Raw genomic sequence first — 24,702 nt, 5'->3', positions numbered from 1 at the left:
TCACCTTCTTTTTACGATAAAGTTGCTTTCACCTCGAGGAATTCTTTCATTTTACTGATTACCCCTTCGTTTTGTTCGGTTGAACCAACGGTTACTCTCACAAAGGTAGGAAATCCTAGCGGAACACCTGAACGGATAATATATCCTCTCTCCATTAAAAACTGAAAGACTTCATTTCCATCGCATTCAAAATCTATGAGGACAAAATTCCCTTGCGAGGGAAAGTATTTTAGTTGTTGGTCTTCGCAAAATTGATAGAATTGCTTTAACCCTTCTTGATTAGCCGCTCGACATTCATCGACAAATGCTTGATCTTGTATTGCCTCAATAGCAGCAGCCTGTGCGAGTGCATTGACATTGAAAGGCGGTCTTGCAGGATCCAGCACTTTGATAATATCTTCATTTGCTATTCCGTATCCAACTCTCAAGCTAGCTAATCCATAAACTTTAGAGAAAGTCCTTAGAACGATAAGATTTTGATATTCCTCTACTAGGGAAAGTGCATCATAATAATCCTCAGCATGGACATACTCATAATAAGCTTCATCTAAAACTATTAGCACGTCCTTAGGAACTTTTGACAAGAAAGCATAAATGTCTTCACGTTTTATGTATACTCCGGTAGGATTATTAGGAGAACAAAGCCAAACAACACTCGTCTTTTCATCAATGGCATTTAGCATAGACGGTAGGTCATGGGCACCATTCATTAATGGTATTTCTCTAATTTCACTACCCTCAATGACAGCATTGTGTTTGTATTGTGAGAATGTACCTGATGCCATCACTGTATTTGTCCCCGAATGAAGAAGTGCCCTTGAAATAATCTGTATTAATTCATCGGAACCATCTCCAAAAATTAACTGTTCAGGCCTTACTTTTAAGTGCTCAGAAACGGCTTCACGGAGCTTCGTTGCATAACCGTCTGGGTATAGTGATAAAAGCGGAGAATAGTCACGAATAGCAGCTGCTGCCTTAGGAGAACAACCGAATGGGTTTTCATTAGAAGCTAGTTTCACAATTTTTTCAAGACCAAACTGTTTTTTTACTTCGTCAATTGTCCTTCCAGGTTGATATGGTTTTAATGATAGTAATGGCTTTTTCCATTTCATTGTTTTCACCTCTATTGAACTCTTTGTGTTGCATATTTCCTATTTAAGTAGATCCGGCCGTAATACCTTAGCTCCTTCAAGATAAATATGTTTGATATCCTCTTGTCGAGCATCTGTGTTCACGTGAAACATAATCCGGATACATTTTGAAAGCGAGCCTGGTACAGGAATTTCCTGCATGCACATGACCGGTACTAATGACCACCCATCAATTTGACGTAGAGCCTTAGCAGGAAACCCAGCAGTTACATCTTCCGTCACCGAAATAAACACGGATGCTACGGATTTAGGATCGATTCCATTCTCTCTGATTACTTCCTGTGCTAGTTTTTGAGTAGCAGCAACAATTTCCCCTTCATTGTTTTCAAGAACTGTAATTGCTCCTCTAACCCCTCTAATCACTTATAGCCCCCCCTGTCTTTTGAAGATTTCCAGGTTTTCTATTAAAAATTCATCTGCTACTTCACTTACGATAGGTTGCCCCATTTCCTTTAGAAGCACAAAACGAACACTTTGTCCGTACGATTTTTTATCTTGCTTCATCCTCCCAAGTAGACGTTCAATTGATAGCCCCTCAGGTAGCTCTGTTCGATAGCCTAAATGCTTTAACCACTGAATAAATTCTGTTGTATTAAATTCAAAATTGTATGTTTGTGAGCTCAGTTGTAATGCAAAAACCATGCCAATAGCAACAGCCTCACCATGGGTTATTTTCCCATATCCAACTTCCGCTTCAATCGCGTGGCCCAAAGTATGCCCAAAATTCAGATAGGCTCGAACGCCAGCTTCTTTTTCATCCACTTCTACAATTCTAGCTTTTACTTTTATTCCCTTGGTCAAACATTCAATCATTAATGGGTTAGGAATAGTAGCATCTAAACTCTCGACCTGCTCTTTAAGCCAATCATAAAAAGGATGATTACTTATTAACCCATGTTTAATAACTTCAGCAAACCCGGATCTTACTTCCGCTTTAGGAAGTGAAGTCAAGTAGTTCAAATCATAAAAAACACCTACAGGTTGATAGAATGCTCCAATCATATTTTTGCCTAGCGGATGGTTGATTGCTACCTTTCCGCCTACCGCACTGTCATGAGCAAGTATGGTTGTCGGGATTTGAATAAACGGTATGCCCCTCATAAAGCTTGCTGCCACAAAACCAGCTAAATCGCCAACAGCACCGCCCCCAAACGACAGTATCATTGATCTTCGGTCAAGTTTCTTTTCGAGTGCAAAGCTCAAACAATCATAATAAACTTCAAACGTTTTGGCCTTCTCTCCTGCAGGAACAACTTTACTGTATATTTGTTTATACCCAATGGCATGTATCAACTCTTCTAGATAAAGTTCACCAACTGTTTCATCGGTAATAATCAAAATAGAAGTAAGCTGAGGATATTCACTTTCCAAAAAGGATTGCAAATGATCCAATATCCCGTACCCAACGTGCACAGGATACCTTTGATCCCCAGCCTTAATTGTGATGGTTTCCATTAAAATTCCCTCGCATACCGGCGCTGTTCCTCAATTGCTGCTTGAAGGACATCTAGTCGATCCGAAGAGAATTGATCTACGATTGCGGCTGCAATCTCCCAAGCAATAACACTTTCTGCAACAACAGCTGCTGCAGGCACCGCACAGCTATCAGATCTCTCAATGCTTGCTGCAAATGGTTCCTTTGTATCAATATCTACACTTTGTAATGGTTTATAAAGAGTCGGAATAGGTTTCATTACGCCTCTAACTACAATCGGCATTCCTGTTGTCATTCCACCTTCGAAACCACCTAGACGGTTTGTTTTTCGGTAGTATCCCTGTTCAGGATCCCAAGCAATTTCATCGTGTACCTCACTACCTGGTTTTCTAGCAGCTTCAAATCCAATCCCAAATTCTACACCTTTAAAAGCATTAATACTAACCATTGCTCCTGCAAGTTTCGAGTCAAGCTTACGATCGTAATGAACATAGCTCCCAACGCCCGCAGGCATTCCTTCAACAATAACTTCAACAATCCCACCAATTGAGTCACCATTTTTCTTTGCTTCATCAATGGCATCCATCATTTTCTGCTCAGCAGTTGGATCAAAACAACGAACTGGTGATGCTTCTGTTTTTTCTTTCAACTCTGCTAACGAGGAATATGGTAGCTTTTCTGCTTGTACCCCACCAATTTCTAATACGTGACAAGCAATCTCTATTCCTAATTGAGATAAAAGTGTTTTCGCAACAGCACCTGCTGCGACCCTCACTGTTGTCTCACGAGCTGAAGAACGTTCAAGAACGTTTCTCATATCGCGGTGTCCATACTTTAATGCTCCATTTAAATCTGCATGCCCAGGTCGAGCCCTAGTTATTTTTCGTTTAACTTCCTCTGACTCATCCTTATTAAGTGGTCCTTGACCCATAATTTTAGTCCAATGGGTCCAGTCTTTGTTTTCGACAACAAGTGCCACTGGAGATCCAAGTGTATACCCATGTCGAATGCCTCCCATAATTTGGGCAGCGTCTTTCTCAATTTGCATCCTTCGCCCTCTGCCGTGACCTTTTTGTCTTCTAGCGAGCTCAGTGTTTATATCTTCTGCCGTTAAAGGCAATCCTGCCGGCAGACCTTCAATAATTGTTGTAAGCTGCGGACCATGTGATTCACCAGCTGTTAAATATCTCATACTCTTTCCCCCTTCAACTCATTAAAGGATTATGGATTATGTACCAATATATCATACACGTTTAAATAAAAATAGCAAAAATTTAAAAAATAAAAAGAAAAGCGGAAGCGCCCGGTTAGCGACGTATGGCAAGGAGCCCTTCAACTGAGATAAAGGAAACGAAAAGCGGAAGCGCCTTGTTTACCGATACAATTAGAAAAGGCATCTGCTAAAGCAGACGCCTTTTTCTTTATCTTAATAAATCCACTCGTTTATATTTTTATTGTATTCTACTAATTCTTCGTTCTTAAAGAATAGACCGATTTCTCGGACAGCGCTTTCAGGAGAGTCAGAACCGTGAATGATATTTTTCCCGACTATTAAGCCGAAGTCACCACGGATCGTACCAGCAGCAGCATCTTTTGGATTCGTGGAACCCATCATTTGACGTGCTGTAGAAATGACATTCTCACCTTGCCATACCATTGCAAATACTGGACCTGAAGTAATAAAGTCTACCAATTCTCCAAAGAATGGTCGTTCTTTATGCTCGCCATAGTGTTGCTCGGCAAGTTCAGTTGGAATAGACATCAACTTCGCACCAACTAATTGAAAACCCTTTCTTTCAAAGCGGGAAACGATTTCACCAATAACATTGCGTTGAACTCCGTCAGGTTTGACCATTAGAAACGTTTTTTCCACGATACTCCACTCCTAAAAAATCATTATGTATAGTTAGCAGCTATCTTGAACAGCCATCTAAAATAATAACATTTTTTAGAAAAATTAGCAAGTTGTCAATATTTGCGTTTTCCAATGAACTTGGCAATGTCTCGTAATGTTTTCTTTGCTTTATTCTGCGGAAGTTTTTCAAGGATATCCAGCGCTTTAGCAAGATAGCGATCACTAATATCAAGTGATTTTTCAATTGCTCCTGACTGCTTAATCATGGTAATAATTTCATCCATTTCTGCTCTCGAACTATTTTCATGAACATTTATTATTTTGTTTCGTATTGCGTCGTTATTCATTGCGTACAAAACCGGTAGTGTAATATTTCCTTGGAGCAAATCACCACCAGCTGGCTTCCCTAATTCTTGCTCTGTCCCTGTAAAATCAAGAACATCATCCGTAATTTGGAAGCTCATCCCAACATAATAACCGAAACGATATAAGTTTTTATGGTCCTTTTCCTCAACACCCGATGCAACGGCTCCTAATTGACAGCTTGTTGCAATTAATAGAGCGGTTTTTCGTTTGATTCTTCTAAAATAATTTTTAAGGTTTTGGTCAAAGTTATATTTATCTTTGATTTGCTCAATCTCACCTACAGAAAGTTGAACAATCGTATCCGCTAAAATCCTATGAGCTATCGGCTCTTTAATTTCCCCTATTAACTCAAGGGCTCTAGCAAAAATATAATCGCCAGTATACATGGCGATTCGATTGTCCCATTTAGCCTTTATCGTCGGTTGACCTCTGCGGAGTTCAGCATCATCAATGACATCATCGTGGACAAGTGAAGCCATGTGAATCAACTCTAAGGGCACAGCCACATTTTTTATAACATTAATATCATAATCGCCAAATTTCCCCCCAAGCAACACGAATACAGGTCGGATTCGCTTCCCTCCTGCGCGTAATGTATGAAGGGAGGCTTGGCGGAGTAACGGAGATTGAGCTTCAATCGTTGATTCAAGCTCTCTCTCAATTATGTTTATATCTGAATTTAAATATGAATACATCATCTTTAATTTCATCGTTTCCACCCAGCACTATTTTTTATGTCCAAAATGGACAGCAGCTACTCCACCGGTGTAAGGTTTGTAGTTCACATCAACAAAACCGGCTTTTTCAAACATCTTAGCAAGCTCTTTCATGCCAGGGAAACTCCGCGCAGATTCCTGAAGCCATGAATATTCTTTATAACTTTTAGCAAAAAGTTTTCCAAAAACAGGCATAATAAATCGGAAATAAAAATAATAAACCTGCTTAAATCCAAACATTTCAGGTTGAGAGGTCTCGAGACACACACCAATCCCCCCTGGTTTAAGGACACGATTCATCTCTTTTAATACCTGTAAATAATCAGGAACGTTCCGAAGACCGAAACCGATTGTTACATAATCAAAGCTGTTATCTTCAAACGGAAGATCCATGGCATTTCCATGTATTAGAGTAACTTGTTCAAGGTTGCGTTGCTTTACTTTTTCTTCACCAATTTTCAGCATATTTCTACTGAAATCTAAACCAACGACTTTTCCTTCCTTGCCCACTTCATCAGCAAGAGCAATCGTCCAATCGGCAGTTCCACAACACAAATCCAATGCACTCTTCCCAGGTTGTACATTCATCTTTTTCATTGTATCTTTACGCCATCTAATATGCTGTTTAAAGCTAATGACGGAGTTCATTTGATCATAATTTTTATAGATGCTTTCAAACACCCCGTGAACGCGTTCCTCTTTTGACTGCCCCATGTTCACCCTTCTTCCAACGTTTTTTTATTTATCGAGCGGTTCTGACCAAGAATCTCATCCAGACGTTCTTTCGTGAGATTTTCCATGGCAGGCAGCTTTTTGATCGCTGCTTCAATGATGTTGATGGAAAAATCTATATAGCGTTCACAAATGGAAAGCAGGTATTTTTGCTGTTCAGAAGAGATTTTAGCCAATTCCTGATTGTTTCTCGGAAAAGATAGCTTTTTAAGCCCGTCGAAAACTATGGACGATCCCGACTGTAGAAAGCGATTCTCCTCATCAATCATCCGTTTTACAAACATCACATTAGTAAGAAGATCTTTCCATTCCACAACTCCAAATTGATCTGCTATCCGAGAAAACAGCGAGGATTCAACCAATTTAACACTATTCATTAGTTTATCAATTGCATCCGAGTCCTTACGATACACAGAAATCTTATGTTCGTTAACCTCTTTTACACCTGCTGCTAGAGTTGTAATCATTTCAATGTCGTTTGCATGTGCAAGCTGTTGATAGAATAAGCCACTATAGTAAGTACCCGCCAATACAGTTAGTTGTCGATGTTTTAATCCAGAAGATTCTTCTTCAGGTATTGAATTCTGGACATTTTCATGAGTATCAAGGGCTATTTGCAAAAGCATTGTAGTGACACTGTAATTATCTATCTCATCCTTAGAAAGCCCAAGTTGATGAAGAAACGAAACAAGAAAGAGAAGCTTGTCCTCGTCCACCACTGGAGCTTCAATATTCTGAAACAAATACGAATGAAATAATTTTTTCGATAATTGATCCCTTACGCGCTCTATTGTTGTGTGAAAGTCTTGCAAATGAATCACCCTTGTCCTGAAGTTGGCTTACTAGCGAATTGCTAGATTACCCAATATCGCATCTATTTGTTGGTTCTTTTGTCTTAAAATATTCATACCTTAAAGCAGTCACAATTATATCATAAATAACTGATAACTTGGGAATGAAATACAAATTAAAGGTGATTACCAATAATTTCAGTCCAACATTGTATCAAATTTGTTTATTTCGAAAATCTATTTTTTATCACTGGTGATCTCACCGTAAGAGGTTATGATACTTGCATTTCCACGAATCTTTATTGCTGAAGTATGCTCAGTAAACTGGGCAATCATAACTTCCCCTTGATCAAGCTTTTCGGAGTGATGAAACCTTGTATCTGTCCCACGTGTTAGGCCAATTACATTAACCCCATCATCATTCGCCTTAATAACAACATAGTCTGAATTTTGCATAGGTTTTTTTTCCATTCTCATCACCCTTTATTCTTTAATTAACGTCAAGATTTCAGCTCGTGCATTCACGTCTTCTGCAAGCGTTCCTCTTACAGCGGAGGTAACTGTCTTTGAGCCAGGCTTCTTGACTCCTCGCATCGTCATGCACATATGCTCCGCTTCAACAACGACCATAACTCCATGTGGTTCAAGTTTATTCATGATTGCATTAGCTATGGTTGAAGTTATTCTCTCTTGTAGTTGCGGTCTCTTTGCTACTGCATCAACCGCTCTTGCAAGTTTACTTAATCCAGTAACCTTTCCGCCTTTAGGAATATAGGCAACATGCGCTTTTCCGTAAAAAGGAACAAGGTGGTGTTCACACATGGAGTAGAACGGGATATCTTTGACAAGGACTAACTCCTCATGATCTTCTCCAAAGATGGTTTCAAAATATTCTTCAGGATCCTGGTCTAGCCCCGCGAAAATTTCTTCATACATCCTCGCAACCCGCTTTGGTGTGTCTAGAAGACCCTCTCGGTTTGGATTTTCCCCTACAGCTTCTAATAATAAACGCACCGCTTCCTCAATTTGGGCGTGATTTACCTCGGCCATTCCTTTTCCTCCTAAAAAATACACAAGATTTTCTTTTTACTACAAATTATATCATTTCCATATTAGCATAATTTTTTGTATGCAAGCAAAATAATAAAAAGTCAAAGGGGGATTTCCTAGTATAAAGTTTATCCATAAGAAAAAGGCCGCTTATTTTGCGGCCTTTTCTCAAAGTATGCTTTAGGATATCTATATGTAATTATTTTACTGCATCCTTAAGAGCTTTACCTGGTTTAAAAGCTGGCACCTTGCTCGCAGAGATTTCGATTTCATCACCTGTTTGTGGGTTGCGTCCTTTACGGGCAGCACGCTCACGAACTTCAAAGTTACCAAAACCAATTAATTGTACTTTATCACCACTTGCTAGTGCATTTAAGATTGAATCAAAAACAGCGTCAACTGCTTTTGTTGCGTCCTTTTTAGAAAGTTCTCCAGCTTCTGCAACTGCATTGATTAGTTCTGTCTTGTTCATGCCATTCACCTCCTCCCAAAATCCTTTAATAGTGCTCAGAAAATAACCTATTATTACATTTCTAAACAAAACTACGGGATTCTATACGTTGCTAGAACATTTTTCTTACAATGTTTGGCATATCGTCGTTAAAAAAATGAATTTACCGACAAAACCTAGATATAACAAGGGTTTTCGGCCCTGCAACGTTAATCTGTTAAAAGATTATCACAATCATTTAGGGTTATCAAGATAAATTCAAGAAATAATGGTAATCTTTTCATTCAAGCCAAAGAATTGTTAGTAAGATACCATTTTTTATATGTTTTTTCCAATTTATTTGCAAAGAAACAAAAAAGACTCCGAATCGGAGTCTGAAAGTTTACAATATAATTGCAATTAAGCCGCCTGAACCCTCGTTGATAATTCGTTCTAACGTCTCTTTCAATTTGTATCGGGCATTTTCCGGCATTAGGGAAAGTTTTGCGGAAATTCCCTCTCTTACAATTGAACTTAAGCTTCGACCGAAAATATCTGAATTCCAAATGGATAGTGGATCATCCTCAAAGTCCTGCATCAAGTAGCGGACAAGTTCCTCACTTTGCTTTTCTGTACCAATAATCGGAGAAAACTCTGATTCTACATCTACCTTAATCATATGAATAGATGGAGCCACTGCTTTTAAACGCACACCAAATCTTGAACCTTGGCGGATAATCTCTGGTTCTTCAAGACTCATATCTGTTAAGGACGGGGAAGCAATTCCATAACCTGTTTGCTTTACCATTTTTAACGCATCCGCAACTTGGTCATACTCTGCTTTTGCATAAGCGAAATCCTGCATCAATTCAAGAAGATGATCCTTTCCGCGAATTTCTACCCCTACAATCTCTTTTAGGATATCGTCATATAGGTCATCCGGTGCAAACAAATCGATTTCTGCTACCCCTTGCCCCATCTCAATTCCTGCTAATCCAGCATTTTCAATAAACTCGTAATCACTAAATTGCTGGACTACCCTATCTACATCACGCAATCTTTTAATATCTTTTACAGTCTCTTTCACCGCTTCTTGATAGCTCTCACGAAGCCAATGATTTTCCCTGAGCACCATAACCCAACTAGGTAGGTTTACATTCACTTCAAGTACAGGGAATTCATATAAGGCCTCACGAAGAACCGTTAACACGTCACTTTCACGCATACTTTCAACACTCATGGAGATAACAGGGATATCATATTTCTCTGCTAACTGTGTTCTAAGCGTTTCCGTGTTAGGGTGATGAGGCTGAGCACTGTTAACCACCATTATGAACGGTTTTCCTACCTCTTTTAGCTCCTCAATGACCCTTTCCTCTGCTTCAATATAATCCATCCGCGGAATATCCCCAATAGTACCATCTGAGGTAATGACAACACCAATGGTTGAATGTTCTTGAATAACTTTCCTTGTGCCAATTTCCGCTGCTTCATGAAAAGGAATTGGTTCTTCATACCACGGGGTGTTTATCATCCGCGGTCCATTTTCATCTTCATATCCTTTAGCACCCGGTACCGTGTACCCTACACAATCTACTAGCCTAATGTTAACATCTAGGCCTTCGTCTACGTGAATCGAAGCAGCCTGATTTGGTACAAACTTCGGCTCTGTTGTCATAATTGTTTTACCAGCAGCACTTTGTGGCAGCTCATCTTGACAGCGAGCCCTATCCGCTTCATTTTCTATATTCGGTAAAACAACTAGCTCCATGAATTTCTTGATGAAAGTGGATTTGCCTGTTCTTACTGCACCGACAACTCCCAAGTATATATCGCCGCCCGTTCTTTCGGCAATATCTTTAAAAATATCTACCTTTTCCAAGTGATCCCCTCCCGATCATAGAGTTAGTGGGAAAAAATATCATCCTTATTGGTAATCTGGGACAATATATATTTATGATGTTGTCCTATACCTCTATGACATTTTTTTTATTTTTTTAGTGTTATTCTATCCCACAGATGTGTGGGTTCTATTCCCACTACCACTCCCTGAAGGTAAAAAAAACCCTTCTTCCACAATATATTTTGCAGAAGAAGGGTTATGCCTAATTATCCAAAAAGATTGGCTCACTATTAGCAGAATCAACTGTATAAGGTAGAGAGTAAGCAGGTACAAACATAGAGTCCTCAGTTAGAATATACCGAATATCCTCCCCAGGAGTCATACTCTGTTCACTGTCTTTAAGTAACTGATAAAGATCGCTACGATAATCCACGTAGATTTCTCCTTCACCAGAAATCACGAAAGGAAGATTCGTTCCTGTATACGGACTAACAGCTACAGGATCCTCAGAAAAACCAAGTTTACTAAAGTCAAGCGTAAAGACATTTTTGGAAAGCTGATCTTTAAATGGTGGATATTTATTTGTGCTTAATCTCAAGTTTATATCTCTAATGGTATCAGCAATCCTAAGATCCAATAATTTAACTGTTGGATCTGTTTCGACATCAATAAGGACGTATTGAAAAACGCCCCCGTTTTCAAAAGCATTCCCAGGTATTTCTGGTATGTATCCCGGTACAATTTTTTTAAAATCAATTAAATATTTTTGATAAATAGGGGTTGATGCATCCTTAGTTTTAATCGGCAAAATACCGCCATTTTTCTCTTGGTATTGATCCACAGCTTTTTGCACTGATTCAAGTTGAGCTTCGTACGGGATATTATTTTGCGCTAAATTTTCTTCCGGATACATGCATCCCGATAAAAAGGTTAAAACAAGTAATAGACTAGGCACGATTTTCTTTAATTTGTTCATAACAATTTTCCTACTCTCATTTCCAGTATATCTTTAACCACTAGTCGGTCCGCTAAATACTACAAAAAAGATAATTAAGCCCGCTGTAGCCATGAAGAAGTATGCAATGACAGCAGTGAATAATTTAAAAAAACCTTTAAGTTTATATCGACTAAAATAAAGTATTATAAGCGATAAAAACATAAACGCCATTCCAGCAAATGACACATACATTTTTAATAAAGCTGGTGACATTGTAGACCACTCCCCTTTTCCGAGATGTATTATAACATAAAAAATGACGGCTTGGACAAATGCAGGACTTTCTCGACATAAAAAAAAGCTGAGATAAAGAAGGGGCAGATTCTTTATCTCAGTATAAATGTGACTAAATTACCCAAACACCCGGTTCAAACCACCAGTTGCTTCGTTGCATTGTATGCAACGTCTCAGCGACTCGCATCCTCGAATGCCTATATTTACAAATTAATTATTATTTAGCTGGATTTGAGTCAAGAATATTTGCCAGATCCTCTACTTCATGAGTTTTTTCACGATTCATCAATCCATCAACAGCATCTTTTGGATTGACCTCATTAAATAAAATACCATGTAAGGCAGAAGTAATTGGCATCCTCACGTCAAATTTTTCCGCTAACTGATATGCCGCTTTGGTTGTTCGCACACCTTCGACAACCATCCCCATTTTGTCTAACACCTCTTGAAGATGATGGCCTTTCCCCAACATATTCCCAGCTCGCCAGTTTCGTGAATGTACACTTGTACATGTCACAATTAAATCACCGATTCCAGTTAAACCAGAAAAAGTCAGTGGACTTGCACCCATTTTCACTCCAAGGCGAGCAATCTCAGCTAGCCCCCGTGTGATTAGGGCCGCTTTGGCATTATCCCCATATCCAAGACCGTCTGAAATTCCAGCTGCTAAAGCAATAATATTCTTCAATGCTCCGCCTATTTCTACGCCGATTACATCAGGATTGGTATATACCCGAAAATTTTGGTTAATAAATAAATCTTGTATCCGCTCTGCTGCAAGCATATTCTTCGCACTAACAGTTACGGTTGTTGGGTGCCTCAAACTTACTTCCTCAGCATGGCTTGGCCCTGACAGGACAACAACCTCACCTAGCAGATTGGATGGCATTTCTTCTTCAATCATTTGTGAGATTCTTAATAACGTATCAGGTTCAATTCCTTTGCTAACGTGAACAATCGTAAGTGGTTCCTTTTGAAATTGAACAATTTTTTTCAGTACTTCTCTAATTGCTTTTGTTGGTACTGCTAGAATAATGGTTTCTACACCTGATACAGCCTCGGCCAAATCACCATATCCCTTTACTAATTCTGGGATGGTGATGCCTGGAAGATACTTCTCGTTCGTGTGAGTTGAATTGATTTCTTCGACTTGGCTAGGATTATGGCTCCACAACCTTGTATGGTGGCCATTATCTGCCAATACCATTGCTAGGGCAGTTCCCCAGCTCCCAGCTCCAATAACAGACACTACCTCTAGTTTCCGTTCCACTCTCATCACAACCCTTTTTAATAAAAAGTTTTAACTACGTTCCCTTGCAAAAATCTTAATTGGAGTCCCCTCAAATCCAAATGCATCGCGAATACGATTTTCTAAAAATCTCTGATAAGAAAAATGCATAAGCTCGGGATCATTAACAAAAACAACAAAGACAGGAGGCTTCACAGCGACTTGGGTAGTGTAATAAACCTTTAGACGCTTACCCTTATCAGTAGGTGCAGGATTCATCGCGATCGAATCCATGATTACCTCATTTAGAATCGTTGTTTGAACCCTTCTGGAATGATTTTCACTAGCAACATCAATCATCGGCATTAAGGTATGGATGCGCTTCTTCGTTTTTGCAGATAAGAAGACAATTGGTGCATAACTAAGAAATTGGAAATGCTCACGAATGTTTTGTTCGAACTCCTTCATTGTCTTTTCGTCTTTCTCAACTGCATCCCATTTATTTACGACAATGATGACAGCTCGTCCAGCTTCATGTGCATAACCAGCAATATGCTTATCTTGTTCAATGATTCCTTCTTCACCGTCGATCACAATAAGGACCACATCTGAGCGTTCAATAGCTCTCAACGCACGTAATACACTATACTTTTCTGTTGTCTCATATACTTTCCCTTTTTTTCTCATCCCTGCAGTGTCAATGATTACATAATCTTGTCCGTTATACTTGAAGTTTGAGTCAATTGCATCCCTTGTTGTACCAGCGATTGAGCTAACAATAACCCTGTCTTCACCAAGTATAGCATTCGTTAATGATGACTTTCCTACATTCGGACGGCCAATTAAAGAGAACTTAATTATATCTTCATCATAATCCTTTGCACCAGATTTAGGAAAGTGTTTTGCAGCCTCATCAAGCAAGTCCCCTATTCCTAAACCATGGGATCCTGAGATAGGGATAGGCTCGCCAAACCCTAATGCATAAAAATCATAGATTTCACTACGCATTTCTGGATTGTCAATTTTATTGACTCCGAGAACAACAGGTTTTTGGGATCTGTATAAGATCTTAGCCACTTCTTCATCTGCAGCAGTGACACCTTCTCGGCCATTTACTAAAAAGATAATTACATCAGCTTCTTCAATAGCAATTTCAGCTTGTAGACGGATTTGTTCAAGAAACGGTTCGTCGCCGATTTCAATCCCACCAGTATCAATGATGTTAAAGTCATAAGCGAGCCATTCAGCTGAACTATAAATTCTGTCTCTTGTTACTCCAGGAATATCTTCCACTATTGAAATGCGTTCCCCAACAATACGGTTAAAAATTGTTGACTTCCCTACATTTGGACGCCCAACAATAGCTACCACAGGTTTCGCCATATATTTCACCCTTTCAAATACACAATTGATAGGACTTTAAAAAAGTCCGAATTTTCATTTTTAGACAAATTAACTTCCTATTAGCTGTGATAAAATAAAACCCTTCTTTTATAGAAGGGCCTAACTTACTTATTCTATCAAAAATGTTCCAATACAGGCAACGAAAACCTTTTTAATGCTTAACTATGACATAAAGTTCATCAGAAAGCCCATGGGCGATTCCATCTAAAATCGCTTCCAAATTCGCCGTCACACTTTCCATTTCCTGTTTTGAATCACAATAGAAGACACCCGTACCCGCTGCTACCTTATTTTTATTCGTTGTGATTACAGCCAATATATATTTTTCAAGATTCATTCTTCATCCCAACTTTCTCAGTTGACATTCTAATGGCATTTTCAAGAGTAGGTACATCCCCAATCACTTTAATTGCCTTCTCAATATCCCTATCCTGAGGAAGAACAAATACTCCAACACGTCCATCATCGAGGTCCCGTTTAGCGAGGGGAACAAGTGCAGGTGTGCCTGAATCCCGATAAACTCCTAAGGCTGTGGATACATCATGAAGAATTGCTTGCCTTTGTCCAAGATTCGCAATGGTAGCTCTTGCATTAAATGATTTAGGTTTCAATATGAACCCCATTCCATACCGAAGTACTTCTTTTTGCCTTTCAGGCAACCCAATATTCATAATATAAATATTGTCTACATATAAACCAGCGCCATCAAATCTCGGCTCAACATACTCAATGTCGACGATTTCTTTTAATTTCCCACCGGACATCAAATAATGAGAGAGAATCATTGATGCTATGGCCACAATGATTCCAATCCATACGTTAAATAAAAGATAAGCAAGAGTACTTACAAGCGCAGTTAAAATCACTAAATAATTACGACTTTCAAAAGCGATTGCTATTCCTTCAATATAAGTTTTACCTCTTGTAACGAGTTCGTAATTGTCTAATTCCGTCAATGTATTTCTTTCCATATTCCTTACTTCTCGGAACTGAGAAGCAGCAACTGTAAGAAACGTAATGGCTGTAAACTCTTCCTGAATAATTGCTGGTCCAAAGACAGCCCCTAATCCTGAAGCGATAAACCCGAGTGCGACGTGGATAATTTTCCCGTGTAGATATGTAGGGTATTGCCGGTAATCCGTCCGAAGCATTAACAATCTTGAAAATGTTCCTGTAAAAATTCCAAATGCTATCGGAAGCGTGAACTCTGTCATGACGATTTCTGCTTCCCCCTTCCTTGATTCGTATAACTCCCTATCAAATCAGCAAAATACTGAAAGGACACCCATCCCCCTAAAATCACTGTCGCTAACGAAACAATATCTAAGAATGCTGGCGAGGCAACAATGTATGGAAATGTTAATTTCTTCATAATGAATGAAAAGAGAAATTCACCAAGCAACATCCCGAATCCCATTGACAAAATTTGGAAGCGTCGCTCAGATTGCAGTGCTGTGGCTAATAAAAGAACACTCAATGAAATTAACCATTTTCGGTCAAAAATGACCCATACTGGATCAAATAATTCAAAAAGCAAAAAACTAACATAACCAAGCATGATAATAAACGATGTAACGAATACACTAAGAAATATTCTGTTCCTAAGCTTTGCAGTTTCAATCAAAGCATATGCCAGAAGCACGAAGGCAGGTATGTATACCTCAATCCCTAGGAATTCCATTTTATAGGGAGAGGAAATAATCAGTATGAGTAGTACGAAAGCAATGGTGAATCTATATTTGTTTTGTTTTGCCGTAAAAAAGGTAATCCATACCCAACCCAGCCAAGAAAACCAGTAAAATAATGCCCCTTCCATCGCGTCCCCTCCTATCATTTCCATTATGTCTGCATCCTATGTACTTTAATCTTTCTTGAATAAACTTTTTTACTAGTTCCATGTTAAGAGGAGGAGGTGGAAATAATGGGACGCGATCGACAGGAAAGAAAGTTAAGAAAAAGCGGACAGGTTGAATCTGACCGGGATCAAGCACTTCATTATCCTGGGTCTTCAAAGCTACAAAGCCCCGAAGAAGCTCATCGGCTCAACGATGGTAAACAAAGTGAATAAGGAAGACTTACTGATTGAGCCCTTGTAAAGGATTAAAGGTCCATTATCAGGCTACATTTCTGCAAAAAAATGCTATTTTTGAAAAAATCACGCTAACATCCTATAGCAAATTTTTACGTAAGCTCAGCTAGTTAGAGTTTCAATTAATTTGCCAACTCATTTCAAAAAAATAAGCCTCTGCCAAAGGCAGAAGCTTATTTTTTTCTTATACTATATTGTTTTGTATCAATGCCTCTTTGAGTAAGCCAGTGCCATGTTGCCCCAGAAATGATTAGTGGGGTATGATGTAATTCCTTCACTGTTTCCGCCCCTAAGGCAGTCATAATTATCGTCAACTCTTGTTTAATATTATTAATTTCTTCTATAAGTACCTCAGGTCCCTGGTCGGTCAGTACTCTTAGAATATATCCAGCAAGCGCTACGGCATTAGCACCTAAGGCGATTCCCTTGACTACTTCTAAACTAGTTTGTATCCCTCCAGAAGCAATGATTGGGTAGGTAGGGCTCATATATCTAGCCTCGGCGATTGAGACTGCCGTTGGGATTCCCCAATCCTCAAAGAAGGATAGTTTATTCAACCTACGTTGATTTTCGATTGCAGCAAAGTTTGTCCCACCAAAGCCTCCTACATCGACAGCAGATACTCCTATTGAGAAAAGTTTTTCTATTGTTTCTTTCCCCATACCAAAACCTGTTTCCTTTACTATGATGGGGACATTTAACTCATTTATAATCCTCTCAATTCGCAAAAGCATACCACGAAAGTCACGATCTCCTTCTGGCATTGCTAGCTCCTGGACAACATTTAAGTGAATTTGTAGAGCGTTGGCTTGAACCATGTCTACTGCAGCTTTAGCTTGATCAACGGTGGCCTCACTCCCCAGGTTAGCAAAAACAATCCCGGTTGGGTACTCTTCACGCACCACTTCAAAGGTACGTCTTTCTTCTTGATTCCGTAAAGCTGACATTTGAGAACCCACGGCAATGGCAATATCCGTTTCTTTTGCCACCTGTGCAAGGCTCCGATTAATTTCTAGAGTCTTTTCGCCGCCTCCACCCGTCATTGCGTTTATAAAAATTGGCGAACTTAATACAAGTCCGCCAATTTCTGTTTTTAAATTAATGGAGTTAAGTGAAGACTCAGGAATACTTTGATGAACAAATCGTATATCATCTAAACCTGTTTTACGTTGCTGACCAGTCTCAAGGGCAAGCCTTATATGATCTGATTTCCGTTCACTTCTTGACACTATACATCACCATTATTGTTTTAAATTCTTTAGCTTGTCTCCAATCATTTCACCCAACTGGAATCCTTTTGATTCTTCCGGAAGTTCATATTCAGATGCATCAGGTTCTTCCTTCGGCTCAAATTCTTTCATACTTAGCGATAAACGTTCATCCGCTTTATTTACATCTAGAACTTTAACCTTTACTTCCTGACCTTCTTGCAAGACTTCATGAGGAGTTCCGATATGGCGATGGGAGATTTGAGAAATATGAACGAGACCCTCAACACCCGGGAACACTTCAACGAAGGCACCATATGATACTAAGCGTCTAACTACACCTTCCAGCGTACTACCCTTAGGAGCCTTTTCTTCAATATCTGACCATGGCCCAGGAAGTGTTTCTTTTATTGAAAGAGAGATTCTTTCATTATCGCTGTCAACACTTAAAACCTTTACCTGGACTTTTTGACCTTCTTGAACAACATCTGAAGGCTTCTCAACATGCTCATGAGAGAGTTGAGAAATATGAACAAGTCCGTCAACGCCGCCAACATCCACAAAGGCACCAAAATCTGTAATACGTTGAACAGTTCCTTCAATTACTTGTCCAGCTTGTAATGACTCGAGAAGGCCCTGCTTTTTCTTACTTTGTTCTTGTTCAACAACAGCGCGATGGGATAAAATCAGGCGGTTTTTTTCTTTATCGAATTCTACAATTTTAAAGGTTAAATTTTTCCCTTTGTAATCAGAAAAATCTTCCACAAAATGAGCTTCAACTAATGAAGCAGGTACAAACCCACGAACGCCAAGGTCTACTACAAGACCACCTTTAACAACGTCCTTCACTTCTGCTTCAAATACTTCTCCACTCTCAAATTTAGCTTGTAACTCGTCCCAAGCCTTCTCTGCATCAACCTTCCGCTTAGAAAGAATCAATGCCTCTTCTTCAACCTTGAGCACTTCTAAATCAAGCTCATCGCCTTCTTTGACTGCATCTTCTGCTTTTTCAATATGAAGGCTCGAAAGCTCGCTTATCGGGATAATCCCGTCTAACTTGCTATTTTCAATGTTAACAATAACTTGCTTTTCTTCTACTTTTGTTACTTGACCCTTTACTCGATCACCAGCTTCGAAACTTTTTACCTCAATTTGATTCATTTCTTCTGACATATGTACTCCTCCTTAATCCATGGACTACTCTAAAATATCGAGATGAATTCATCCCATTGAAAATAATAGATAGAGAATATTCTAAAAAAGTCTCTTTTCACTAACTTCTTATAAATCCTCTTTTTTGTCAAGCGATAAAGCACAAACACGCAGTAGTAGTTCTTATCTTAGTTTGTGAAAAGATTATTTGTATTCGTTTAGTAGTTTACGGATTTCACCCATAATTAATTCAGTTGCTTGTTCAGCATTCCCTTTATTTTCCTTAATTATCGTCATATCGATTGGTTTCCCATAGACGACCTTTAATTTACGCAAAGGTCTGTACGGCCCGACAATTGCACAAGGAACAATATGGGCTTCTGTTCTAAGTGCAAAAAAGCCAGCCCCTGCAAGACCTTTTCCTAGCTCTCCGTTCTTACTTCTAGTTCCCTCTGGAAATAATCCGAGGACCTTTCCTTCCTTTAGGACTGCAAGACCTTTCCTGAGCGCCTCACGGTCACTCATTCCTCGTTTTACAGGAAAAGCATTCAAATGGGGGACCATCTTTCCTAGAATAGGTACTTTGAATAGTTCTTCTTTCGCCATGAAGTGAACAGGTCTAGGAGCCATCATTCCAACGATAATCGGATCGAAATTATCAATATGGTTCGAACAGAGTAACACTCCTCCTTCAGCAGGAACATTCTCTTTTCCAATGACCTCAACGCGATAGAGGGGTTTGAACACACCGTATACAACCGATCTAGCGAAGTCATAAAAAGTCACGTTCATCCAATCCTTTCAAGAGCAAGTTTCATGATTTGATCAACAACCTGCTGGATGGATAGAGATGTTGTATCGATTTCTATGGCGTCTTTGGCCTTTTTCAAAGGTGCAACCTCACGCTCAGAATCAAACTTGTCCCGTTGCGCAATCTCTTGCTTCAAGATTTCCAAATCGGATGGGTATCCTTTTTGAATATTTTCACTGTGCCTTCGCTGTGCTCGTTCTTCAACGCTAGCCAGCAAAAAAACCTTAACTTCAGCGTTAGGTAGCACATGGGTACCAATATCTCTCCCATCCATCACGACTCCGCCTTGTTCGGCAAAACGCTGTTGTCTTTTTACCATTTCTTTCCTGACAGCCTCATGGGCTGCGACAACAGAGACGTTATTCGTGACTTCTGAAGTTCTTATATCATTTGTGACATCTCCACCATCTAATAAAACAATCTGTCCCGCTTTTCCTGGCAACAATTCGATAGCAGAGTCATTAAGGATTTTCATTAACTCCGTCTCATTCTTAATATCGATTTGATTCGTAATTGCCTTGTACGTGAGTGCCCTATACATTGCACCTGTATCTATATATATGTACTCTAGTCCTTCAGCCACAATTTTAGCAACGGTACTTTTACCAGCAGCTGCTGGACCATCAATAGCAATTGAAATTTTTTTATTCATAATGCCTCCTATAACCCTAACAGTATATACAATCATTCTCTTTATTTTAACACAAGAAAAGCTAGTGCAACCAAGAAAAAAGAAAGCAGGTTAATTCCCCGCTTTCTGATTTTCCCATATCGTTTCCACCGATTCAGTATTTTTTTCTTTCACAACCCCTTCATATTGGGTAATGACCTTAAGCTCGGGTAAGACATTCAACTGATGGAAGAAAAGCTGAGTAATGAACAGAAAAGCAAACTGAATAATAACCAATTTAATTAATATTCTTTCAAAGGTCTTCAATCCTATCCCACTCCTTCCCATTTATTATGGGAAGATTTCTCTAAATTTAGTCCCAAGGACTTATGTAAGAGGAAAAGCGTTGCTCTTCCTCACACTACGTCTTCATAGATTTGTTCTGCATTATCTAATTTTTCAACCTTTTCTTCCATGCCACTGTCAGCATTGATATAGATTCTGTATGTGTCGTCCCCTAATACGCCAATAAATTCGTAGCAGAATACTTCTTTACTTAAATCATTCAGGATTACCCCTTGGCCTTCTTCCATAATCTTAACATTTGGATTTACCTTTTTCTTTGCTTCTTCAGCTGAAATGGATGGCTTTGGGATTTCTCTCTCATGATGTGATTTTAAATAGTCCTCAGCTGAGAATCCAACGATGTCTCCATTATCTAGAGCCACCTTTACCCTCATGGCATCTGGATATATTCGGACATCACCCTTGGTCCCAACAAAAGTGAAGACTCCCATATTTTCATACTGTGCACTTTCAAAGAGATCAAGGTCTTCAAAGTCATTTTCCTTTAAAAAGGCAATGGCCTTTTCTGCTGCATCATTTAAACTAATCCTCTGTTTCTTTACATCTCGAGAAGAAAGGTACCAGATTGGATATCCTCCTTTTTTGGTAATATCCATTGAGGAATGGGTTTTATTTTTTTTGTCCTCGAGATAAACACTGAAGAAGCCATAATCTGAACCTTCTCCATTCTCCGTTACCTTTATCTCTACCCCATCCTTTGGTTTAGCCCATTTCTTTGCAATTTTCTCTGCTTCCTTTTTATCTATTTTATTGCCCTTGAGATATTGAAAGTTTTCATCTTGATTTTTCATCGTAACCATGCCAGCACCGAACTCAGTTTCTGAATAGCTTTCAACTGTTTTCTCTACTGTTTTGAAACCATCAATAATGGTATTGTCCTTAGGTGCTCCTTCAGTAGCAAGTGCTAATTCAACATCCATCCAAGTTAAGCGATTCTCTAAAACCATATGTTGAACCTGTCTAAGGTCATTTTGGATTTTAGCAGATTCTTGGTACAAAGACTTCAACTGACCATATTCCTTATCAGTTAGAGGCTCCTTATCCAAATCTCGAACTGCTGTTTTGTATGCGAAATCCCCTACATTTGACAAAAACTCTTCTGTTTTATTAAAAGGTACCAGGGTCAAAGGGAGTTGTCCCACGTCATTATGTGCTTGGGAAGTAATTTTCCAAACTTCTGCTAATGCAGGAGAAAGTGAACTCCGGGAATTCATCGCTAATGACGTTCCAATTTTATCGTTCAAGAGGTCCATTTGAAACGATAAATCATGAAAGGCTCTTTGATAATTGTTTTCTGCATTTTGAAGAATTGCATTTTTTTCTTGGTGTTCTTGGTAGCCCCAAAAGGCTGCACCAGCAACGCCTAAAGCAAGAACCGTAATTAAGATGCCTCTTAGCAAAATTCCTCACCTCTATTTACAAAAAATATGTTTACCTATTTTCTTAATCTGCGGTCTGCCCCAAATCCAACTGCTCGTTGCAGTATCTGGATTAAAATAATATAAAGCATCCCCTGTCGGATCCATGCCATTAATGGCATCGAGGACTGCTTTCTTTGCCCCTTCATTTGGAGTTAACCAAATTTGACCGTCAGCAACCGCCGTAAAAGCTAGTGGTTCAAAAATAACCCCCGATACGGTATTAGGAAAAGTAGCACTTTCTAGTCGATTCAGAATGACAGCTGCTACTGCTACTTGGCCTTCGTATGGTTCACCACGAGCCTCACCATAAACTGCATTTGCCATTAATTGAATATCATTTTGTGAAAATCCGTTAGGCGTATTTGCGGCTGTTACCTTTGATGGTTTATTATTATTTTGTTGTGGTGCTGCATTGTTTCCTTTTGCACCAGATTGTCCATTTTGATTACCCTGAGCACTTGGTTTCTCTTTCGCTTGGCCACCTGATTGATTGTTTCCTTGCGCTCCAGATTGGTTCTTTGCAGGGGCTTTAGAACCACCTTGTTTATTAATATTCGTTCCACCGTAATGGGTAAATTTATTACCTTCTTTTATTTGCTTTTTCACATGATCCTCGTGGTATTGGGAGGCTTTTGCTAGTTTCGCTTTTGTCTCTTGCCCTGCCAATCCATCCACCTTTAGACCAAATTCATATTGGAAATTTCTAAGCGCCCAATAAGTTCCCCAACCAAATACTCCATCGATCTTGCCGTTGTAAAAGCCGAGATACTGAAGCCTTGACTGTAATTCTAAGACATCATCACCAACAGCTCCCTGCCTAATAACTTGATTTGAAAACGCCTCAGCACGTTGCTCAAAGTTGCTACAAGGAATCAGAGTGATGATTAAAACGAGTATTGCAACCATTTTCAAAAACGACTTGATTTTCACGACTAACCCCCCTGATCTATACTAGTAACCTTTAAGATTAATCCTATTTTTTGTAACTATTGTGCTTTTATGCAAGAAAATAGAAAAAACCCCTCATTTTCCTGAAATGAAGGGTTTTTCATAAATTATTTGTTGATTAAAATGCTTATCACTCATTAGGCGTGCCTTTTTTACTTTCTTCAATCCTAGATACCATAGGAAAATCATAAAAGGAATCATCATGGTCAGCCAATCCTCCAGAGTAATTAGAATATAATTATAGCTCCCATGAAGGATGAAAGGAATCAGCAAAGATAAAACTAACCATTTCTTATTGGAGTCAGGAGAAAATTTGCTCTTTCCTAGATAATAGCCCATTATGACACCAAACAAAGCATGACTAGAAACCGGGAGGAGCGCACGTCCAAAGGCATATTCTAGCCCATTAGCAAATAAGTAAAATATATTTTCAACCGTGGCAAAGCCTAATGAAACAGAAGCACCGTAGACAATCCCATCATAGGGCTCATCAAAAGATACATGCTGATAAATTGTATAAAATAAAATAAACCATTTAAAAAACTCTTCTAATAAACCCATTGAGATGAAGGGCTCATAAAACAAACCTTGTAGCACGTTTTCCACTTTAAATACGTATTGGATGAACATAATCGGGAAAACAAGGAGGGCACCAAAGATAAATGTCTTAAAAACAATCGCAAACGGCTCGGAACCATATTGGTCTTTCAAATAAAAATAGCTCATTAGTGCCAAGCCTGGAGCAATTCCAGCAGTTACAATTCCAAGCATTAGCTATCCTCTTTTCAAATTGTTTTATTAATCGTATCATGATATGGGTAGAAAGAAAATGAATTCTTCTAAATCTAGGAGAGGAGGTTCTATTAATGAAAAAAACAATATTACTCATACATACTGGCGGGACCATTTCTATGAGCGAAGATACAAGTGGAGCCGTTAAGCCTGGGGCTAAAAACCCTTTAACAGAAGAAGGACAGATTCTAAGTAGTCTAGCCAATTTAATTGTTGAGGAGCCTTTTAACCTGCCTTCCCCACATATTACGACGGATAATATGATGGAGCTTAAACAGCTTCTCGAGCGATACAATCATAGTACAGAAATTGATGGCGCTGTGATTACCCACGGTACCGATACACTGGAAGAAACAGCGTATTTCTTAGATTTAACAGTTCAGGCAAATTTTCCAATCGTGGTCACTGGTGCAATGCGTTCAAGCAATGAAATTGGTTCTGACGGCTTGTATAATTTAATTTCTTCCATAAGAGTGTCTTCTAGTAAGGAGGCTTATAATAAAGGTGTTCTGGTTGTTTTAAATGATGAAATTCATACTGCAGAAAATGTAACGAAGACGCACACTAGTAATGTTTCTACTTTCCAAAGTCCACAATTCGGACCAATTGGAATCGTTACAAAACAGGGGATCTTTTTTCATCATATGCCTACCTACCGAGAGAATTACACTATTTCTAATTTATCAAAGCAGGTTATCCTTATTAAAGCCCATATTGGAATGGATGCATCCCTTTTCTATGCTGCAAGGGATCTAAAGGTTAATGGTGTAGTCATAGAGGCCCTCGGCCAAGGAAATATGCCTCCCGCTACCGTACCAGGTATCAAAGCTTTACTTGCCAACAACATACCCGTTGTCGTTGTTTCACGGGCATTTAATGGAATTGTTCAGGACGTTTACGCCTATGAAGGCGGGGGGAAACACCTTAAGGAAATGGGGGTCATCTTTTCAAATGGACTTAATGGGCAAAAAGCTCGGATAAAGCTTTTGGTTGCCCTAGCTAGAACAGATGACCTAAGCGAAATAACCGAGATGTTCAGGCTTTAAGAAGAAGCGCTAGGGCTCTAGAACTGT

At 39.2% G+C, this 24,702-nt stretch carries 29 protein-coding genes; 2 read left to right on the top strand and 27 right to left on the bottom strand.

Going from position 1 to position 24,702, the window contains the following annotated elements; genetic code table 11:
• Positions 1-11: 11 nt before the first annotated feature.
• The 19 genes from hisC to H0185_RS06925 form a co-directional block, all read right to left on the bottom strand.
• The gene (gene hisC / locus H0185_RS07015; protein ID WP_221872511.1) at positions 12-1,112 is read right to left on the bottom strand and encodes a histidinol-phosphate transaminase; all 1,101 of its coding nucleotides are present in this window, start codon (positions 1,110-1,112) and stop codon (positions 12-14) included.
• A 39-nt stretch (positions 1,113-1,151) separates the two neighbouring features.
• Positions 1,152-1,514, bottom strand: coding sequence for a chorismate mutase (gene aroH, locus H0185_RS07010; RefSeq protein WP_221872509.1), 363 nt, complete (start codon positions 1,512-1,514; stop codon positions 1,152-1,154).
• Positions 1,515-2,606 (bottom strand): 3-dehydroquinate synthase, encoded by a 1,092-nt coding sequence (aroB, locus tag H0185_RS07005; protein WP_221872507.1) that lies wholly within the window; start codon positions 2,604-2,606, stop codon positions 1,515-1,517.
• Complete coding sequence (gene aroC, locus H0185_RS07000; RefSeq protein WP_221872505.1) at positions 2,606-3,778, bottom strand: chorismate synthase; 1,173 nt, start codon at positions 3,776-3,778, stop codon at positions 2,606-2,608. The genes aroB and aroC overlap by 1 nt, the downstream gene beginning before the upstream one ends.
• Positions 3,779-4,012: 234 nt before the next feature.
• A complete protein-coding gene (ndk, locus tag H0185_RS06995) occupies positions 4,013-4,459 on the bottom strand; it encodes a nucleoside-diphosphate kinase (protein ID WP_221872504.1) in 447 nt (148 codons plus the stop codon).
• Between the two features lie 95 nt (positions 4,460-4,554).
• On the bottom strand, positions 4,555-5,517 hold the full coding sequence (hepT, locus tag H0185_RS06990; RefSeq protein WP_221872502.1) for a heptaprenyl diphosphate synthase component II: 963 nt from the start codon (positions 5,515-5,517) through the stop codon (positions 4,555-4,557).
• 15 nt (positions 5,518-5,532) lie between these two features.
• The gene (locus H0185_RS06985) at positions 5,533-6,237 is read right to left on the bottom strand and encodes a demethylmenaquinone methyltransferase (protein ID WP_221872500.1); all 705 of its coding nucleotides are present in this window, start codon (positions 6,235-6,237) and stop codon (positions 5,533-5,535) included.
• 2 nt (positions 6,238-6,239) lie between these two features.
• Positions 6,240-7,076 (bottom strand): heptaprenyl diphosphate synthase component 1, encoded by an 837-nt coding sequence (locus H0185_RS06980; RefSeq protein WP_221872499.1) that lies wholly within the window; start codon positions 7,074-7,076, stop codon positions 6,240-6,242.
• Between the two features lie 207 nt (positions 7,077-7,283).
• Positions 7,284-7,517: a trp RNA-binding attenuation protein MtrB gene (mtrB, locus tag H0185_RS06975; RefSeq protein ID WP_221872497.1), complete on the bottom strand. Its 234-nt coding sequence runs from the start codon at positions 7,515-7,517 to the stop codon at positions 7,284-7,286.
• Between the two features lie 12 nt (positions 7,518-7,529).
• Positions 7,530-8,096, bottom strand: coding sequence for a GTP cyclohydrolase I FolE (gene folE / locus H0185_RS06970; RefSeq protein ID WP_221872495.1), 567 nt, complete (start codon positions 8,094-8,096; stop codon positions 7,530-7,532).
• A 199-nt stretch (positions 8,097-8,295) separates the two neighbouring features.
• Positions 8,296-8,568, bottom strand: coding sequence for an HU family DNA-binding protein (locus H0185_RS06965; RefSeq protein ID WP_139195392.1), 273 nt, complete (start codon positions 8,566-8,568; stop codon positions 8,296-8,298).
• Between the two features lie 361 nt (positions 8,569-8,929).
• Entirely contained in the window at positions 8,930-10,408 is a 1,479-nt protein-coding gene (spoIVA, locus tag H0185_RS06960) for a stage IV sporulation protein A (RefSeq protein ID WP_221872493.1), read from the bottom strand.
• Between the two features lie 223 nt (positions 10,409-10,631).
• Positions 10,632-11,345, bottom strand: a complete 714-nt coding sequence (locus H0185_RS06955) for a hypothetical protein (protein ID WP_221872491.1) — start codon at positions 11,343-11,345, stop codon at positions 10,632-10,634.
• A 33-nt stretch (positions 11,346-11,378) separates the two neighbouring features.
• Positions 11,379-11,579, bottom strand: a complete 201-nt coding sequence (locus H0185_RS06950; RefSeq protein WP_221872489.1) for a DUF2768 domain-containing protein — start codon at positions 11,577-11,579, stop codon at positions 11,379-11,381.
• Positions 11,580-11,817: 238 nt separating this feature from the next.
• Positions 11,818-12,876 carry an NAD(P)H-dependent glycerol-3-phosphate dehydrogenase gene (locus tag H0185_RS06945; RefSeq protein ID WP_221872486.1) on the bottom strand — a complete coding sequence of 353 codons (1,059 nt, stop codon included), beginning with the start codon at positions 12,874-12,876 and terminating at the stop codon, positions 11,818-11,820.
• A 24-nt stretch (positions 12,877-12,900) separates the two neighbouring features.
• On the bottom strand, positions 12,901-14,211 hold the full coding sequence (der, locus tag H0185_RS06940) for a ribosome biogenesis GTPase Der (protein WP_221872484.1): 1,311 nt from the start codon (positions 14,209-14,211) through the stop codon (positions 12,901-12,903).
• A gap of 172 nt (positions 14,212-14,383) precedes the next feature.
• A complete protein-coding gene (locus H0185_RS06935; RefSeq protein WP_221872483.1) occupies positions 14,384-14,569 on the bottom strand; it encodes a capping complex subunit for YIEGIA in 186 nt (61 codons plus the stop codon).
• Entirely contained in the window at positions 14,559-15,446 is an 888-nt protein-coding gene (locus H0185_RS06930; protein WP_221872481.1) for a YIEGIA family protein, read from the bottom strand. The genes H0185_RS06935 and H0185_RS06930 overlap by 11 nt, the downstream gene beginning before the upstream one ends.
• Positions 15,443-16,072 carry a YphA family membrane protein gene (locus tag H0185_RS06925; RefSeq protein WP_221872479.1) on the bottom strand — a complete coding sequence of 210 codons (630 nt, stop codon included), beginning with the start codon at positions 16,070-16,072 and terminating at the stop codon, positions 15,443-15,445. The genes H0185_RS06930 and H0185_RS06925 overlap by 4 nt, the downstream gene beginning before the upstream one ends.
• An 81-nt stretch (positions 16,073-16,153) precedes the next feature.
• Here H0185_RS06925 and H0185_RS06920 point away from each other — a divergent pair, with 81 nt between their 5' ends.
• The gene (locus tag H0185_RS06920; protein ID WP_221872477.1) at positions 16,154-16,300 is read left to right on the top strand and encodes a YpzI family protein; all 147 of its coding nucleotides are present in this window, start codon (positions 16,154-16,156) and stop codon (positions 16,298-16,300) included.
• Between the two features lie 194 nt (positions 16,301-16,494).
• Here the strand turns inward: H0185_RS06920 and fni are convergent, their stop codons facing one another.
• The 8 genes from fni to prsW all read right to left on the bottom strand — a co-directional run bounded on the left by fni (position 16,495) and on the right by prsW (position 23,608).
• Positions 16,495-17,550: a type 2 isopentenyl-diphosphate Delta-isomerase gene (gene fni, locus H0185_RS06915; RefSeq protein ID WP_221872475.1), complete on the bottom strand. Its 1,056-nt coding sequence runs from the start codon at positions 17,548-17,550 to the stop codon at positions 16,495-16,497.
• A gap of 12 nt (positions 17,551-17,562) precedes the next feature.
• Complete coding sequence (gene rpsA / locus H0185_RS06910; protein ID WP_221872473.1) at positions 17,563-18,702, bottom strand: 30S ribosomal protein S1; 1,140 nt, start codon at positions 18,700-18,702, stop codon at positions 17,563-17,565.
• A gap of 183 nt (positions 18,703-18,885) precedes the next feature.
• Positions 18,886-19,467, bottom strand: a complete 582-nt coding sequence (locus tag H0185_RS06905; RefSeq protein ID WP_221872471.1) for a lysophospholipid acyltransferase family protein — start codon at positions 19,465-19,467, stop codon at positions 18,886-18,888.
• Between the two features lie 2 nt (positions 19,468-19,469).
• Positions 19,470-20,144, bottom strand: a complete 675-nt coding sequence (gene cmk / locus H0185_RS06900) for a (d)CMP kinase (protein ID WP_221872469.1) — start codon at positions 20,142-20,144, stop codon at positions 19,470-19,472.
• Positions 20,145-20,234: 90 nt separating this feature from the next.
• On the bottom strand, positions 20,235-20,429 hold the full coding sequence (locus H0185_RS06895) for a YpfB family protein (protein WP_221872468.1): 195 nt from the start codon (positions 20,427-20,429) through the stop codon (positions 20,235-20,237).
• A gap of 89 nt (positions 20,430-20,518) precedes the next feature.
• Positions 20,519-21,868 carry a germination protein YpeB gene (gene ypeB / locus H0185_RS06890; protein WP_221872465.1) on the bottom strand — a complete coding sequence of 450 codons (1,350 nt, stop codon included), beginning with the start codon at positions 21,866-21,868 and terminating at the stop codon, positions 20,519-20,521.
• Positions 21,869-21,880: 12 nt separating this feature from the next.
• Entirely contained in the window at positions 21,881-22,795 is a 915-nt protein-coding gene (gene sleB, locus H0185_RS06885; protein ID WP_221873065.1) for a spore cortex-lytic enzyme, read from the bottom strand.
• 117 nt (positions 22,796-22,912) lie between these two features.
• A complete protein-coding gene (gene prsW, locus H0185_RS06880; RefSeq protein WP_221872463.1) occupies positions 22,913-23,608 on the bottom strand; it encodes a glutamic-type intramembrane protease PrsW in 696 nt (231 codons plus the stop codon).
• Positions 23,609-23,703: 95 nt separating this feature from the next.
• Between prsW and H0185_RS06875 the strand changes: the two genes are divergently transcribed.
• A complete protein-coding gene (locus H0185_RS06875) occupies positions 23,704-24,675 on the top strand; it encodes an asparaginase (protein WP_221872461.1) in 972 nt (323 codons plus the stop codon).
• The last annotated feature ends 27 nt before the right edge of the window (positions 24,676-24,702 follow it).

It is taken from the genome of Mesobacillus maritimus (genome assembly GCF_019749255.1).
Classification (GTDB): domain Bacteria; phylum Bacillota; class Bacilli; order Bacillales; family Cytobacillaceae; genus Mesobacillus_B; species Mesobacillus_B maritimus_A.
The sequence above is the reverse complement of the archived record's forward strand: the minus strand, read 5'-3'. Positions and strand labels throughout refer to the sequence as shown.

Excerpts from the sequence above, each read along its gene's own strand:
- hisC (WP_221872511.1), bottom strand. The coding sequence starts at position 1,112 with ATGAAATGGAAAAAGCCATTACTATCATTAAAACCATATCAACCTGGA.
- aroB (WP_221872507.1), bottom strand. The coding sequence starts at position 2,606 with ATGGAAACCATCACAATTAAGGCTGGGGATCAAAGGTATCCTGTGCAC.
- aroC (WP_221872505.1), bottom strand. The coding sequence starts at position 3,778 with ATGAGATATTTAACAGCTGGTGAATCACATGGTCCGCAGCTTACAACA.
- hepT (WP_221872502.1), bottom strand. The coding sequence starts at position 5,517 with ATGAAATTAAAGATGATGTATTCATATTTAAATTCAGATATAAACATA.
- H0185_RS06985 (WP_221872500.1), bottom strand. The coding sequence starts at position 6,237 with ATGGGGCAGTCAAAAGAGGAACGCGTTCACGGGGTGTTTGAAAGCATC.
- mtrB (WP_221872497.1), bottom strand. The coding sequence starts at position 7,517 with ATGGAAAAAAAACCTATGCAAAATTCAGACTATGTTGTTATTAAGGCG.
- folE (WP_221872495.1), bottom strand. The coding sequence starts at position 8,096 with ATGGCCGAGGTAAATCACGCCCAAATTGAGGAAGCGGTGCGTTTATTA.
- H0185_RS06965 (WP_139195392.1), bottom strand. The coding sequence starts at position 8,568 with ATGAACAAGACAGAACTAATCAATGCAGTTGCAGAAGCTGGAGAACTT.
- H0185_RS06955 (WP_221872491.1), bottom strand. The coding sequence starts at position 11,345 with ATGAACAAATTAAAGAAAATCGTGCCTAGTCTATTACTTGTTTTAACC.
- H0185_RS06950 (WP_221872489.1), bottom strand. The coding sequence starts at position 11,579 with ATGTCACCAGCTTTATTAAAAATGTATGTGTCATTTGCTGGAATGGCG.
- H0185_RS06945 (WP_221872486.1), bottom strand. The coding sequence starts at position 12,876 with ATGAGAGTGGAACGGAAACTAGAGGTAGTGTCTGTTATTGGAGCTGGG.
- der (WP_221872484.1), bottom strand. The coding sequence starts at position 14,211 with ATGGCGAAACCTGTGGTAGCTATTGTTGGGCGTCCAAATGTAGGGAAG.
- H0185_RS06935 (WP_221872483.1), bottom strand. The coding sequence starts at position 14,569 with ATGAATCTTGAAAAATATATATTGGCTGTAATCACAACGAATAAAAAT.
- H0185_RS06930 (WP_221872481.1), bottom strand. The coding sequence starts at position 15,446 with ATGACAGAGTTCACGCTTCCGATAGCATTTGGAATTTTTACAGGAACA.
- H0185_RS06925 (WP_221872479.1), bottom strand. The coding sequence starts at position 16,072 with ATGGAAATGATAGGAGGGGACGCGATGGAAGGGGCATTATTTTACTGG.
- H0185_RS06920 (WP_221872477.1), top strand. The coding sequence starts at position 16,154 with ATGGGACGCGATCGACAGGAAAGAAAGTTAAGAAAAAGCGGACAGGTT.
- rpsA (WP_221872473.1), bottom strand. The coding sequence starts at position 18,702 with ATGTCAGAAGAAATGAATCAAATTGAGGTAAAAAGTTTCGAAGCTGGT.
- cmk (WP_221872469.1), bottom strand. The coding sequence starts at position 20,144 with ATGAATAAAAAAATTTCAATTGCTATTGATGGTCCAGCAGCTGCTGGT.
- sleB (WP_221873065.1), bottom strand. The coding sequence starts at position 22,795 with ATGGTTGCAATACTCGTTTTAATCATCACTCTGATTCCTTGTAGCAAC.
- prsW (WP_221872463.1), bottom strand. The coding sequence starts at position 23,608 with ATGCTTGGAATTGTAACTGCTGGAATTGCTCCAGGCTTGGCACTAATG.
- H0185_RS06875 (WP_221872461.1), top strand. The coding sequence starts at position 23,704 with ATGAAAAAAACAATATTACTCATACATACTGGCGGGACCATTTCTATG.